The sequence below is a fragment of the Bacteroidota bacterium genome (assembly GCA_016720935.1).
Lineage (GTDB): Bacteria > Bacteroidota > Bacteroidia > AKYH767-A > 2013-40CM-41-45 > JADKJP01.
Genome location: JADKJP010000006.1, coordinates 280,890 through 296,240 on the forward strand (window position 1 = coordinate 280,890; position 15,351 = coordinate 296,240).

The 15,351-nt window shown below is 40.5% G+C and carries 11 protein-coding genes; 3 read left to right on the plus strand and 8 right to left on the minus strand.

The window, feature by feature from the left end; genetic code table 11:
- The first annotated feature begins 200 nt into the window (after nucleotides 1-200).
- Nucleotides 201-788 (plus strand): transferase hexapeptide repeat family protein, encoded by a 588-nt coding sequence (locus tag IPP86_09490; GenBank protein MBL0138747.1) that lies wholly within the window; start codon nucleotides 201-203, stop codon nucleotides 786-788.
- A gap of 129 nt (nucleotides 789-917) precedes the next feature.
- Complete coding sequence (locus IPP86_09495; protein MBL0138748.1) at nucleotides 918-1,712, plus strand: SOS response-associated peptidase; 795 nt, start codon at nucleotides 918-920, stop codon at nucleotides 1,710-1,712.
- Between the two features lie 301 nt (nucleotides 1,713-2,013).
- On the opposite strand, the gene tnpA is transcribed toward IPP86_09495, so the two are convergent.
- From tnpA to IPP86_09535, 8 genes are all read right to left on the minus strand, one after another.
- Nucleotides 2,014-2,478 carry an IS200/IS605 family transposase gene (gene tnpA, locus IPP86_09500; protein MBL0138749.1) on the minus strand — a complete coding sequence of 155 codons (465 nt, stop codon included), beginning with the start codon at nucleotides 2,476-2,478 and terminating at the stop codon, nucleotides 2,014-2,016.
- A gap of 694 nt (nucleotides 2,479-3,172) precedes the next feature.
- Nucleotides 3,173-3,556 (minus strand): VOC family protein, encoded by a 384-nt coding sequence (locus IPP86_09505; GenBank protein ID MBL0138750.1) that lies wholly within the window; start codon nucleotides 3,554-3,556, stop codon nucleotides 3,173-3,175.
- 88 nt (nucleotides 3,557-3,644) lie between these two features.
- Nucleotides 3,645-5,702 (minus strand): tungsten formylmethanofuran dehydrogenase, encoded by a 2,058-nt coding sequence (locus IPP86_09510; protein ID MBL0138751.1) that lies wholly within the window; start codon nucleotides 5,700-5,702, stop codon nucleotides 3,645-3,647.
- A 183-nt stretch (nucleotides 5,703-5,885) separates the two neighbouring features.
- Nucleotides 5,886-6,749, minus strand: a complete 864-nt coding sequence (gene ygiD, locus IPP86_09515; GenBank protein ID MBL0138752.1) for a 4,5-DOPA dioxygenase extradiol — start codon at nucleotides 6,747-6,749, stop codon at nucleotides 5,886-5,888.
- A gap of 119 nt (nucleotides 6,750-6,868) precedes the next feature.
- Nucleotides 6,869-7,942: a peptide chain release factor 1 gene (gene prfA, locus IPP86_09520; GenBank protein ID MBL0138753.1), complete on the minus strand. Its 1,074-nt coding sequence runs from the start codon at nucleotides 7,940-7,942 to the stop codon at nucleotides 6,869-6,871.
- A gap of 57 nt (nucleotides 7,943-7,999) precedes the next feature.
- Entirely contained in the window at nucleotides 8,000-9,187 is a 1,188-nt protein-coding gene (locus IPP86_09525; GenBank protein ID MBL0138754.1) for a phosphoribosylformylglycinamidine cyclo-ligase, read from the minus strand.
- A 116-nt stretch (nucleotides 9,188-9,303) separates the two neighbouring features.
- Nucleotides 9,304-11,778, minus strand: a complete 2,475-nt coding sequence (locus IPP86_09530; GenBank protein MBL0138755.1) for an OmpA family protein — start codon at nucleotides 11,776-11,778, stop codon at nucleotides 9,304-9,306.
- A 438-nt stretch (nucleotides 11,779-12,216) separates the two neighbouring features.
- Entirely contained in the window at nucleotides 12,217-14,406 is a 2,190-nt protein-coding gene (locus IPP86_09535; GenBank protein ID MBL0138756.1) for a glutamine synthetase III, read from the minus strand.
- Nucleotides 14,407-14,869: 463 nt separating this feature from the next.
- On the opposite strand from IPP86_09535, the gene IPP86_09540 reads away from it, so the two are divergent.
- Nucleotides 14,870-15,313, plus strand: a complete 444-nt coding sequence (locus tag IPP86_09540; protein ID MBL0138757.1) for a hypothetical protein — start codon at nucleotides 14,870-14,872, stop codon at nucleotides 15,311-15,313.
- The last annotated feature ends 38 nt before the right edge of the window (nucleotides 15,314-15,351 follow it).

Consider the following 15,351-nt stretch of genomic DNA (forward strand, 5'->3'; position numbering starts at 1 on the left):
CTGAATTATTTTTTTGAATCAGATGCTTTCTGTAAAGTAGTGATCTACGAAATTTAATATTATATCTATGAATTGAAGGATGGAACCAGGTACCATGTATTTTGTACTCAATCAACAATCAACAATCAACAATCTACAATCTACAATCAGCAATCTACAATCAGCAATCTACAATCTACAATCAGTAATTTCACTTCTCAATGATCTACTCCTTCAACAGCTACATTCCGGTTATTCATGAATCTTCCTTTGTCCATCCTCTTGCCGCGGTTACAGGGAATGTAGTGATTGGAAAGAATGTTTATATCGGTCCGGGTGCTGCCATTCGTGGAGATTGGGGAGGAATAATTATTGAAGACGGTTGCAATGTTCAGGAGAATTGTACTGTACATATGTTCCCCGGAATTACAATTACTTTGAAAGAAGGCGCGCATATAGGACATGGAGCAATAGTTCACGGCGCAGCCATTGGTAAAAATGTTTTGATTGGAATGAATGCAGTTGTAATGGATCATGTTGTTGTAGGAGATAACTCGATCATTGGTGCTTTGACTTTCGTTCCTGAAGGTATGCAGATACCTGAACGTAAAATAGTAGTCGGAAATCCCGCAAAAATTTTAAAAGATGTCAGTGATGAGATGATAGAGTGGAAGACCAAAGGCACTTCCCTTTATCAGCAGTTGCCTACGCAATTGCATGCAACCTTACACGCATGCGAGCCATTACGAGAAATGCCCGCGAACAGACCAACCCAACAGGATATTTACAAATCCTGGAAAAAGCAGTGAGAGAATCAACATTTTAAAACAAAATCTAATTCGTGATTTTAATTTATTTGAAGAGTAAAAAGAAGTTTAGCTGATTTTTATCTCGATTTCTAACAACTAACAACCAACAACCAACAACCAACAACCACGATGTGCGGCCGTTACGTAGTAGTTTCCAATGTTGAAGTCATTGAAAAACGTTTTCAGGTGAAAGCGCCTGAGATTGTGCCTTCGCTTTTTCCGAATTACAATGTAGGCCCCGGTGCGCTTGCTCCGGTTATTTGCAGTGACAAACCAAACGAGTTGCAGTTTATTCAGTTTGGCCTGACTCCCTTTTGGGCGAAAAAGAAAATGTATTTGTTCAATGCACGGAGTGAAGGTGATTCAAATAAAGAAAATGATCCTAATTACAACGGTGGAAAAGGAATCATCAATAAACCTTCTTTTCGTAAACCGATCCGTTCACAGCGTTGCCTGATTATTGCAGATGCATTTATTGAAGGAAGTACAAATGAAGGACTGGACAAACCTTATGTTGTTTATTTAAAAGCGCGTCGTCCGTTTGCTCTTGCCGGAATCTGGGATACATGGACGGATCCTGAAAGTGGGGAAGTGTCGCGGTCATTCGCGATCATCACCACAGTTCCAAACAAACTTTTGCAAATGATCCCGCATCATCGTTCACCGGTTATTTTGCACGAAAGTGATGAACGCCGATGGTTAAGAGCAGAACATTTGAACGAAATCACCGGAATGCTGGAACCATATCCTGCAGATGAAATGAATGCCTATCCTATTTCTCCGAGAATTAAAAACCCACGTTCAAACGGTAGAGAATTACTGGATCCGGTAGGCGACCGTCTCACTCCTGAAACAGAAACGCGGATAAATTCTGAAATTAAATTACAGGGAATGGGTTCTGGGAAACGGGATGAAAAAAAGTGATTGGTTTGTTTTTTATTAAGTTGTTTTATTACAGCAGTTTCTAATAATTACTTCATTTTTGTATTTTAGTTTAAGATTCAAAGAAGGACGTTTTTACAAAATTTTAACCTGTGCTGTGAATCAATCAATTTTGGACGCTTACTTCTATTCAATTGAAAGTTCGGCTCCGGAGGAGCCCAAGCATTGTAGCCTGAATGTAATTAGGTTGACAGCGCTCCGTAGGAGCGCAAGTTGTCGCAAATATAGTAGGATTTGGCAGGATGCATTAGTTGCTTGTTAAATATTACGTTGTCCAAAATATTTATTCGAAAAAATCAAATTCAGTTGACTTGGGGTTTTTAGTAATATTGAATTTTATCAACATCTCATCCCATTCTGATTTAAAGGTTCTGTTCTTGTGATGTTTTTCCTGACACTTTATATACTTAATAACCTTGTCTATCTGCGATCTTGAATATGAAAATGCACCATAACCGTTCTGCCACCTGAACTTGTTCAAGGATAATTTGTTGTCATTAATGAATTTGGCAGAATCAGATTTTATAATTCTGACTAAATCAGATATTGATTGATTGGGATTCATTCCAATTAGAATATGAATGTGATCCTCGACTCCATCTATTGCCAGGCATGCATGCTTATTATTTCGAATGATACCGCCGATATAATCAAATGCGCGCTCTCTCCACTTTTTATCCAAAAGAGCTTGTCTGTATTTTACTGCAAAAACGAGATGTATATAAAGTTGGGTATATGTGTCAGACATTTTTTCTGACAAAGAAAGGTAATCTCATTATTGAATTCAATCACTATTGTATGGTTATTTAATGAGGAGTTTTTTGTTCTAATATTTGTTTTGCTAGAAAAATATTACTAAGTACTACCTACAATAGCTATTAATTAAAAATTGAGCACAAATAGATTTCATTAAATATTTATGTTGTAGATTCTAAAGGTTGAATCCCATTGGTTGTTTTTAAAATTGATATGATGGAGAAAATGATGTCGTAAAGTAAATCATATAGCAAATATTTCTTAAAATGGGATTGTTTGGCAGGTAGTATTATTCTTGTGAAAAGGCATATAATTATTTATTTAGATTTATAAAACGAAGATTTATTCTGGTGAATGTCGTCTCAACTTCCGCTCCTCCGGAGCGGGTTTAGTTCACTGCATATTTCTACAATGCTTTGGCCCCTCCGGGGCCGGAATATCAATTTGAGTATTCTTAGTGAATTGGAATAGTTACTTTAATTGAAAATCAGGATCATACTGGGAATTTCGAATCGTAGAAAAACCACATTGTTATTTATCACTATTTAGATTTTGGAAGATCAGGCCAATTTAAATGTAAATAAACGACGGTCTTTTGCTACTTGGAGTTAATGAACTCCGGCTAAATGAAAGGGTGAAAATATTAAATGTAGGATTAAGTCCTAAAGATGAAATGTATTCGGTTATTACTTTTCGTACAATTCAATCGGCAAACCATCGGGATCAGAAATAAATGAAAAACGTTTCCCGGTTTGTTCATCAAGACGAATAGGTTCTGCCTCAACACCTTTTTTTAGAAGCTGTTCAATTGTTTCTTCAAGATTATTTACTTCAAATGCAAGATGTCGCAGACCGCAAGCTTCCGGACGAGTTAGTCTTGGCTGTGGATCCGGGAATGAAAATAACTCAAGGACATAAATTCCGTTCAGTGATAAATCGAGCTTATGGGATTTTCTCTCTTCACGAAAAACTTCGCGAATTATCTCCAATTCTAAAATTTCTGTATAAAAGCTTTTTGATCGTTCGTAATCGGAACAGATCACAGATATATGATGAATCCGATTGAACATTTTTGGGATTTTTGATTTAAGATTTATGATTTTTGATTTACTTTAATCAACAACCAACAACCAACAACCAACAACCAACAACCAAAAATCAGTACCCCAACACCTTCTCCATAGCCTTAGCCACCTTATCGGCATTCGGAATCATGGTGAATTCAAGGATGGAGTTTAAAGGAATCGCCGGTAGATCTTCAGATCCGATTACTTCCACAGCGGCGTCCAGGGATTCAAAACAGTTTTTTGAAATTAACCCTGCCAAAGCTTGTGCGAATGTATTGTGAATGGGTTCTTCTGTCACCACCAAACAACGGTTGTGTTTTCTTACAGCTGCAAAAACCGCATCCTCATCAAGAGGAAGAATGGTGCGCAGATCTACAATTTCGATTTTTCCCGGAAAGTTTTTTGCTGCATTTTTGGCCCAATAAACTCCCATTCCGTAGGTGATGACAGCAAGCGTTGGTTCTTTACTTGAATCAGCGGATTGAACAGTTCTTGCTTTCCCAAAAGGAAGTATATAATCTTCATCCGGTTCAATAGTTTTCGCGTCTTCTGTTCCTTTGATCTTTGACCAGTACAATCCTTTGTGTTCAAGAATGACACATGGATTTGGATCATAATAGGCCGACTTCAGCAAACCTTTCAGATCTGCTCCGGTTGATGGGTATGCGATTTTTATTCCACGGATATTCGTAAGCACACTTTCAACGCTTGAAGAATGGAATGGTCCGCCACTGCCATAAGCACCAATCGGGACACGCAGGATACAGCTGACAGGCCATTTACCATTACTTAGATAGTAGGAGCGACTGACTTCTGTGAACAATTGATTCAGTCCGGGCCAGATGTAATCGGCAAACTGCACTTCAACAATTGGTTTCAAACCAACCGCGCTCATTCCAACAGTACTTCCAACAATAAATGCTTCCTGAATGGGTGTATTGAAGACACGAAGTTCTCCGAATTTTTCAGCGAGTGTCGCGGCTTCACGAAATACTCCTCCCAATCTTCCTCCAACATCCTGTCCATATAATAAACACTCTTTGTGTTTCGTCATGAGTTCCTGAACAGCAAAGAGAGCGCAATCCACCATCACGGTTTTTTCTTTTCCCTGTGGTTCGCGCTGACCTTTTTCTTCCGTTACAGGAGTAGGTGCGTAGTCGTAATTAAATAAATCTTCAGGACGGGGATCTTCAGCCTTTAATGCTTTTTCGAAATCTGATCGAACAAGAATGGAAGCCCTTTCATTGATAGCATTCAACTCTTTTTCATCAAAGCCCTGTTGTATGAGTGTTTTCCTGAATTTTGGAAATGGATCCCGCTTCTGGTGTTCTTCCAGATCCGGGCGATACCATTCTCTTCTGACACCGGAAGTGTGATGTCCGAGCAAAGGAACTTTTGCGTGAATCATGAAAGGCCTGCGTTCCTTACGGATAATATCAAGAACTTCTCTGACGGTTTCATACGAAGTTTGAAAATCTGTTCCGTCAATCGAACGCACTTCAAGTCCTTTGAATCCTTTCGCGTAATCCGGTGCGTCCATCGCACGGATTTCTTTGGCACTTGCAGAGATATCCCATTCATTGTCCTGAATGAAATACAGAATCGGCAATTTTTTGAGCACCGCCATCTGAAATGCTTCAGCAACTTCTCCTTCTGTAATCGAACCATCACCAAGCGAACAAACAACAACCCCCTTATCTTTTGCATCAGGATTGTTCAGACCAGTATTCTCTCGATACTGAAGTCCCATCGCGATTCCTGTTGTAGGAATTGCCTGCATACCGGTAGCTGAACTTTGATGCGGAATTTTGGGCATGTCATCGCGACGCAAACTGGGATGACAATAATATGTGCGTCCGCCTGAAAAAGGATCATCGCGTTTGGCGAGCAATTGCAGCATTAACTCATAAGGTTGTAAACCGATCCCAAGCAGAATACTGTCATCACGGTAATACGCCGATAAATAGTCCTGCGGTTTTAATTGTAAGCCAAGGGCGAGCTGTATAGCTTCATGACCTCTTGAAGTCGCATGCACATATTTTTGGGTAATCTGGGATTTTTCCTCGTACAAATCTGACATTGCTCTTGCTGTACACATCAATTCATAAGCCTTTAAAAGGGTTTTTTGATCGATGTCGGGAGATGCCATTTTCCTGGTTTCAGTTAACATTCAACAAACCTAAAGAATTGAGACGAATACACCAATTCCGGATTGCTAAAGCCCTGAAATACTGAGGTTTTGAAGGGAGGCTGGTTTTCCGTAAAAGCAATTTAAAGGGGAATTCCGGACAACAATTGAGTATTTGATTCCGGGCGGTTTGTGGAGCGCTTTTTAACCTATTTTAAAACTTCGCATTGAAATTGAGCCCATCAATGTTTTGGCTGCAAAAAATGCGGCATGTTCATTTTTTTCCTGTAGGGCCAGCGTATACAACATGGGCAAATAATGTTCGTTGGATGGAATAGCAAGCTGTGCCGATTTACCCAGGTCTTTATAGTTAATAAGCGATTTGTGATTGCCTTCTTCTATAAATTTTGCAGCCATTGCATCAAATTCAATTGCCCAGTCATAAGACTTTTCTGACCATTGCATCATACCAAGATTGTGTACAATGTTGCCACTTCCAATAATAAGGACACCCTTTCTTCTCAATGCAGCAAGTTCCTTGGCAAGTTCATAATGATATTGCGGACCTTGGGTGTAATCGAGTGAGAATTGATAAACCGGAATTTTTGCATCCGGAAACATTGGAGCAAGTACCGACCATGTTCCATGATCAAGGCCCCATTCCAGATCCAATTCCACATTCGTTTTTTTGACAAGTGATTTTGTTTCAGCAGCCATTTCCGGACTACCGGGAGCCGGATATTGTTTGTCAAATAATTCCTGTGGAAATCCGCCAAAGTCATGAATCGTTTTTGGCATCTGCATCGCTGTCACTTTGGTACCTTTCGTTTCCCAATGTGCACTGACACACAATATCGCTTTCGGAGCAGGAAGTTGTCGTGCTATAGATTTCCATGCTCTGCTGAATTCATTGTCATCAAGCGCATTCATTGGAGATCCATGGCCAATAAACAAGACCGGCATTTTATCGGATGTGCCGAGAGCATCCATCTCGTTTCGAAAAGAGGATAGTGTCATCATAGCAATGGAGCCCATTGAAAGTTGTGTGAGAAATGATCTTCTGTCCATGAAAGATCTGATTGATTCTCCAACTAAGTTAGAGATTAATTATTTCATTTCTTATCTGGAAAATTCCAGATTTTTCTTCGGGATATGAAAATAATCTATACTAATTTGAATTTAACTTCTTATGCAACACCTTCTTTCAGGCGTTCAGAATTTTCAGCAACCTGGAGCGCATCAATCATTTCGTAAATATCTCCTTCCATGAATGAGCCGAGGTTGTACATCGTCAGACCAATACGATGATCGGTAATGCGACTCTGAGGATAATTGTATGTTCTGATTTTCGCCGACCGGTCGCCGCTTGAAACCATGGTCTTACGTTTCTTTGCTTCCTCTTCCATGCGTTTGTTGTATTCCAGTTCATAGATACGTGAACGCAGAACGGCAAGTGCTTTGTCATAATTCTTCAATTGGGATTTCTGATCCTGGCATTGCGCGACGATACCTGTTGGAATATGCGTCAAACGCACTGCGGAATAAGTTGTATTTACCGATTGTCCACCGGGTCCTGATGAACAGAAAAGATCTTTACGAATATCGTTGGTTTTAATGTCTACATCGAATTCGTCAGCTTCTGGCAACACAACAACAGTAGCGGCGGAAGTGTGAACACGACCCTGCGTTTCTGTTTGCGGAACACGCTGTACACGGTGCACACCGCTTTCATATTTCATTACTCCATAAGCCCCATCTCCGGATACATTGAAAATAACTTCTTTAAAACCTCCCGCGGTTCCTTCAGTCATATCTACAAGCTCGATCTTGTATCCTTTACGTTCACAAAATTTGGTATACATGCGGAACAGATCTCCCGCGAAAATACTGGCTTCATCACCACCGGTTCCTGCACGAATTTCCATAATCGCGTTTTTACCGTCTTCCGGATCCGCAGGTACGAGAAGGAATTTTATTTCTTCTTCCAGCTTTTCATTTTCTTTTTGAAGTGAATCAAATTCAGTTTTCGCTAATTCGCGGAACTCTTCATCCTTTTCATTGGCAACAAGTTTTTTCGCGTTCTCAAGGTTGCTTTGTACATTTTTATATACATGATAACGCTCTACGATTTTTTGTAATTCTTTATACTCGCGATTCAGTTGAGCAAAACGTTTCATGTCGCTCATCACACTGGGTGAACTCAGCTGCATTTCAACATCTTCAAACCGTTGTTTAATCGCTTCTAATTTATCTAAGAGCATAATCTTGTTTATTGTTTATTTTTTTAGTAATAATTGGCAGGTAAAATCATTCCTGTTTTATTCGTAATGAAATTCTCCTGCTTCCGATTTGATGGTAAGTTTTTTCCCTTCATGAGATTCACACCGACCAATGATTTGCGCATCTACATTGAATGATTTTGAGATTTGAATAATCTCTGCTGCAAGTCCTGCATCACAATACACTTCCATCCGATGACCCATGTTGAATACCTGGTACATCTCTTTCCAGTCTGTTTTACTTTCCTCCTGAATCATTTTGAATAGGGGAGGTGCAGGAAAAAGATTGTCCTTGATTATATGAAGATTATTTACAAAATGCAGAACCTTCGTTTGTCCTCCGCCACTATTGTGCACCAGACCATGAATTGAATCCCGATGCAGGTCAAGTATTTTTTTTAGAATTGGTGCATAAGTGCGTGTTGGACTAAGTACCAGTTTTCCTGCAGTCACGGATTTCGAATTACTTTCCGGGATTTGGATTTCATCCGTTAGTGATTTACTTCCTGAATACACAACGGAACTATCCAACTGAGTGTCGTATGTTTCGGGATATTTCTGTGCAACTTTTTTGTTGAATACGTCGTGTCTTGCAGAAGTAAGACCGTTGCTGCCCATGCCACCATTGTATTGATCTTCATAGGAAGCTTGTCCATAGGAAGCAAGTCCAACAATGACATCTCCCGGTTGTATCCGATCATTCGAGATCACATCTTTTCTTTTCATCCTGCATGTGACAGTAGAGTCAACAATGACGGTTCTGACCAAATCTCCCACATCAGCTGTTTCGCCTCCTGTGGAATAGATACTGATGCCGTATTCCCGCATCGTCGAAAGGAATTCTTCCGTTCCTTCAATCAATGCTGTAATGACTTCACCGGGAATCAGTTTTTTATTTCTGCCAATCGTAGAGGAAAGAAGGATATTATCGGTTGCACCTACACACAAGAGATCGTCCGTATTCATCACAATGGCATCCTGTGCTATTCCTTTCCATACACTCATGTCACCGGTTTCTTTCCAATAAGCATAAGCCAATGAAGATTTAGTACCGGCTCCATCCGCATGCATCACGATACAGTAATCTTCATCGCCCGACAAGGTATCCGGAACAATTTTGCAAAACGCTTTCGGAAAAAGTCCTTTGTCGAGTTTCTGGATGGCTTTGTGTACATCTTCCTTACTCGCGGATACTCCACGACTGCTGTATTTTGATTCCTTATTCATGGTGAGGAATAATTGAGACTTTGAGGATTTTTCTTCAATACAATTTATTCAGGCAGGTATAAAAACAAAGGCGTCTCGCCACACGGGGTGCGAGACGCCTTCGTTCTTAAGCAAAGCTACTTCGCGATGCGAATCTTCTTACCGGTGCGGAATTCGTCCTCACCAACTCCTTTGTTCAGTTTCTTCAGATCAGCGGGTTTCATTTCGAGTTTCTTCGCGATATCCGCCCACTTCTTATCATCCTTGGTGAGTGTATAGAATTTTTTATTGTAATCTGTATAATCTCCTTTCAGATCGACACGGAGTTCCATTCCTTCGTCGATAGGTTCACCTTTCAGGCTGTTCAATTCTTTCAGTTCTTTCACAGTCATGCCGTACTTCTTAGCAATAGCAGTGAACGTGTCAGCCTTTTTGCAAACATAAATTTCACCGGGACCTGATTTCTCAGCCACAGCGGAAGGAACAGAATCAGTTTTTGCAGCCGGAGTCGCAGGAGCTTCTTTCACTTCAACTTTCGTAGCGACAGTAGCATCTTCAACCGGTTTCACATTCAGGCTACTGGAATCAACGAGGGTTTTAGCCGGAGCTTCATTGATGTTATCAATCGCTGATTGTCCCTTCACATAGTTCGTGCGAAGTACTTTGAATTCCGTACGACGATTCAACTGATGTGCTTCTTCTTTGACTTTGGTTGATTTCAATTTACTGATGAACTCATCCGTCATTACATCCCCGGATTTAAAGTTGCCGATTTCTCTATCGAGAACACGTGGTTCACGTGCGCCATAACCTTTGGCATACAAACGATCAGCTTCGATTCCATGCTGGATAAGGTATTTTACAACGGATTCCGCACGACGTTGGGAAAGTGTATCATTTGTCATTGGAATAGGACGGGAGTCAGTGTGTGATCCCAACTCAATTACAATAGTAGGATTGTCTTTCATGGTTTCAACCAGTCCGTCGAGAGCTTTCTTTGACTCAGGACGAAGATCCCATTTCGCGAGATCATAATAAATGTCCGGAAGTTCAATAGAGCGTAACATAGAGCGCAAAGCAAAATCAAAATCTCCGATGAAATCCTTGCTTTGCTCTAGTCCGATGGTTGAAACTTCAAGATATTTGTTCAGATAGTTTTTATTGGTTGCGGAAAGCTTGTAGGTAGTTTCCGGTTTCAAATCAAATTTGTAAGTGCCGGTCGCGTCAGTTTTGAATGGAATTGATGTGCCATCACTACCGAACAACTCGATATTCGCGCCTTCAATATTGGCTTTTGTATCGGCATCAAATACACGACCAGAAACAGTAAAGATCAGTGGTGGTAAATACCATGTGTAAATATCATCTCCGCCTTTTCCACCCTCACGGTTTGAGCTGAGGAATCCTTTATCTCCTGTAAGTTCATCAACAATAAATGCAAAATCATCTGCAGATGTATTTACAGGGTAACGAAGATTGACAGGAGTTTCCCAACCGCTTCCTGAAATTTTGGTCTGGAAAATGTCCAAGCCACCCATTCCCGGATGACCTTTAGAAGCGAAGTATAAAGTTCCATCACTGGTAATGGACGGGAACATTTCATCAAGTTCTGTATTTACTTTGTTCCCGAGATTTGACGGTTCTCCCCAGGATTTTTTCTTTTTGTCATACACAGTCATCCAGATGTCTTTTCCACCTTGTCCGCCCGGCATGTCCGAAACGAAATAAAGTGTTTGTTCATCGGGTGATAAGCTGGGTTGTCCAACGGTGAAACTGTCACCGGAAAGAGGAATCAATTTTGGTTCATCCCAGGTTTGACCTTTACGTTTTGTAAAATATATTTCACAACCGCCCATTTTACCACGCTCAACATCGCAACGAGTAAAGAACATGTCAACACCTTTCGAGTTGATTGATGCGCTACCATCATTTCCACCGGAATTGATAGGTTCGAGAAGTGGTTTTGGTGAACTCCATTTTCCTTTTTTGTCTACAGAAGCTTCGAAAAGATCCTGGAATTTTTCTCCTGTACCACCGTCTTCATTTTTTCCCATTGATTCCTGGCGTGCTGAAGTATAAATGATATGGCGGTGATCTTTATTCGAGTAGTTTGTTCCGAAATCTGAATACTTGGTATTGATGGCAGGAACATTTTCAACTTTGTAACGAGTGGGTTTATCCTTCCACTTTTGTGCCTGCTGGCAGGAACTGATTCCTAAATCGCCACGAGGATCAGCAGGATTTGCTTTTTTGAAATTGGTATACTGTACGATTGCTTCATCATACTTGCCGTTGAATTTCAAAGCGTCCGCATAATGCACAATTGCTTCCGGATCCTTAAAGTTTGCTTTTAATGCCTTGGCATACCATACTTCCTGATTTTTGAAATCGTTTGTGAGTCGGTAGGATTCGGCAACCTTATAAATGATCTCAGCTCTTTTTACCTTGTTTTTTTCCTTAGTGAATGCTTTTTTATACAAAGCCGCTGCATCATAATAGTCACCCTTGTTGAATGCTTGTTCCGCCTGGAAACTCGGGCCACGTTGTGCAAATGAAATCTGGAATGCGCTTAGCAGCAGGAACAGTAAAAAGAATCTTTTGGATAGTCTCATCGAACGATTGGATTAATGGATGGAAGGAGAAGCGAAAATCCCCTTCTCTGGCAAAGAAAACAAGTTTTTTTGGGATAACAAAGGTAGAAATTGATGCTATATTTCAACTATTTAACAACAAGAATCTGGTGTCTGGGGTTATTGACAAAGTTTTGAGCATTCACCTCAGTCTGAAACCTTGTTTTTAGCTCAAGTCTCAGCTAACTGCCTGTTTATGAGATGTTCTTGTTTTGAGTATAAAATATTGAAGGTGAACTCATCAAATGCTATAGTTAGACTTCCCATTACTCCAGGATTATAGGAAGGAATTTTAAGAGAAAAGGATCAGCTAAAATGTGATTGATGTCTGCCTGAATCTTATAAATTGTAAAAATGAAAGAGGTGGCCAATTGACCACCTCTTTCATTTTTATTTTCAGTAAATCTCTAAATCTAAGCCTTAGCGAATCTGAACGAGTTCTCTGTATTTTGCCAATGGCCAGAGTTCATCGTCAACCATAATTTCGAGTTTGTCCACGTGGTAACGGATTGTTTCAAAGTAATTTTTTACATCGTCACAGTACGCTACAGCTTTCGCACGGGCATTCTCTATTTTGTTCGCTTTCTTCCTCGCTTCAATCATTTTGTCGACATTCGATTTGATCATACCGATGTGCTCGGAAATTTCCTTGATCATTTCGATTTGTGTCGACATAGCATCCGGTTTCATGCCGATGTTTTTCAGTCCTTCGACATTTTTTGCAAGGATAGTCTGATAGCGTATAGCAGCAGGAATGATGTGATTGATCGCGAGATCACCCATGACGCGACTTTCAATCTGGATTTTCTTGATGTAAGTCTCAAGCATAATCTCATGACGCGCTTCCACTTCACGGTGATTAAAGATTCCCATTTCTTCAAACAGCTTCATTGAGCTTTTGCTGATATAGGCATCAAGAGCCGGTGGTGTAGTCGTTATGTTTGACAATCCACGACGTTTCGCTTCCTTCACCCACTCATCGCTGTAGCCATTTCCTTCGAAACGGATGGTTTTTGAGTCCACGATATACTGACGCAAAACCTTGAGAATTGCTTCGTCTTTTTTGGTGCCTTTGTCAATCAGTGTATCTACTTCAGCTTTGAACTTGCGCAATTGGTTGGCCATAATGGTATTCAGTACCATCATCGCGCTGGAACTGTTTGCGGAAGATCCAACAGCACGGAATTCGAATTTATTACCTGTGAATGCAAAGGGAGATGTACGGTTACGATCTGTATTATCCAGAAGGATTTCCGGAATCTTGCCGATATCAAGTTTCAGAGCTGTCTTTTCATCAGCAGTCATTTTTTTCTCATTCACCTTTTGTTCGATTTCATCCAACACATTGCTGAGCTGAGTACCGAGGAAAATGGACATGATTGCAGGAGGTGCTTCGTTCGCTCCCAAACGGTGATCGTTGCTCGCAGAGGCGATACTTGCACGCATCAGATCAGCGTGTTCGTAAACCGCCTTGATCGTGTTTACGAAGAAGGTAAGGAACATCAGGTTGCTCTTCGGAGTACTTCCCGGACTGAGCAAATTCTTTCCGGTGTTGGTACTCATACTCCAGTTGTTGTGCTTTCCACTACCGTTGATGCCGGCATATGGTTTTTCATGCAACAACACTTTGAAGTTGTGACGACGAGCAACTTTTTCCATCAGATCCATCAACAATGCATTGTGATCCACAGCAAGGTTGATTTCTTCGAAAACAGGAGCACACTCAAACTGGCTTGGAGCCACTTCATTGTGTCGAGTTTTCAGAGGAATACCAAGTTTGTATGCTTCGGTTTCCATGTCTTGCATAAATGCGTAAACACGTTCAGGTATAGAACCAAAATAGTGGTCCTCCAATTGCTGACCTTTCGCCGGAGAGTGGCCGAACAATGTACGACCGGTAGTCAACAGGTCCGGGCGTGAATTCAGCAGGGCTGTATCTACAAGGAAATATTCCTGTTCAACACCAAGTGTTGCGATTACTTTGGTTACATCTTTATCGAAGTACTGACAAACATCCACCGCTGCTTTATCAAGTGCATGCAATGCTTTCAGCAAAGGTGCTTTGTTGTCGAGTGTTTCACCTGTATAAGAAACGAAGATGGTCGGAATGCAAAGTGTTTTACCGCTTGCGCTTTCCATGATGAATGCCGGTGAGCTTGGATCCCATGCAGTATAACCTCTCGCTTCGAATGTATTGCGAATACCACCGCTCGGGAAGCTGGAAGCATCCGGTTCTTGCTGTGCAAGTGCATTCCCTGAGAAATGTTCAATCGCTTTGCCATCACTTAATTCAAAGAAGCTGTCGTGCTTCTCCGCGGTAAGTCCTGTGAGCGGCTGGAACCAGTGAGTATAAGAAGTACAGCCTTTGCTGCTGGCCCAGTCTTTCATGCCAAGGGCAATCAGATCAGCCATTTTACGATCAACCGGTTCTCCATGTTCGATAGCTGCCATCACTGCTTTGTATGCATCACGTGGCAGGTACTTTTGCATGGCTTCACGGTTAAAAACGTTTACACCATAAAAATCGCTGACTTTCCCGGCGGGAGGTACAACTTTCACTGGCAATCGGCCCAGGGTTGTTTCAAGGGCTCTGAAACGGATGTTGCTCATGGTTAAATCTCGAATAAATAGGTTTAAGAGTCTGTTTCTGTGAAACCTGAATGAAATCCAAAAGGTTCCACTTTTTTTAATTTTATTTTGCAAACATATCTAAAAAATAGGGGGTATGTCAAGAAAAAAGATATATTTTTTAACAACATGTGTTTAAAAACAAGGGGTGTGTTCAAAAAAAGTATATATTTTTCAAAAATATTCACATTTCTTACACTTTATTTTATTTTACAAGGCTCCTTTTTCTCCGGAACGCCTCATTTCTTGCGTTTTTTGCTAAAAAGACTGTTTTGAAAACCTAAAATCCTTACAATTTTGGTTTATAGCCATTTTTCTAACCCTTCAATCTTATTTCCAGAGTCCGAAATTCAATTTTGATCGAACAATACTCCGGTTCCCGGTTAAAGCTCATTTTCCGGATGGAACTTGATTCTTCTTTATCTTTGAGTCATAATTCTTCCAAATGAAAAAGCGCTATTCAATTCTGTTGGTTTCAGTTTTAATGTTTGCATGTACTTCCAAATCCGTAAAGGAAAATATTAATAAAGCAGGTGATGTAACCGGACAAGCGATTGGAGAATTTACAGAAGGAGTTTCTTCCGGTGTGGAGAAAGCATTTGATACAAAGGTTGAAATATCAGAGAGTCTGAAAGCAAAAGGTATTGACTGTGGAAAGACAACAGTAACCAGTGATACAAATGCGACTGATAATGTTCTTATTCTTTATGTGATTTTTAACCAGGATTTCTCCGGAGAAATTACCGCAAAAGCATTCGATAAACAGAATAATGAGATGGGAAGAATGAAGCTTTCTGCGGAAGGAAAAAAGGATGAATCGAGATATCTGGAGTTCCATTTTGATCCGCACACAAATATTGATCACGATAGTAAGTTGACTATTGAGTAATTTCATTGTGATTGATAAAGTACTTTTCATTTAATGCG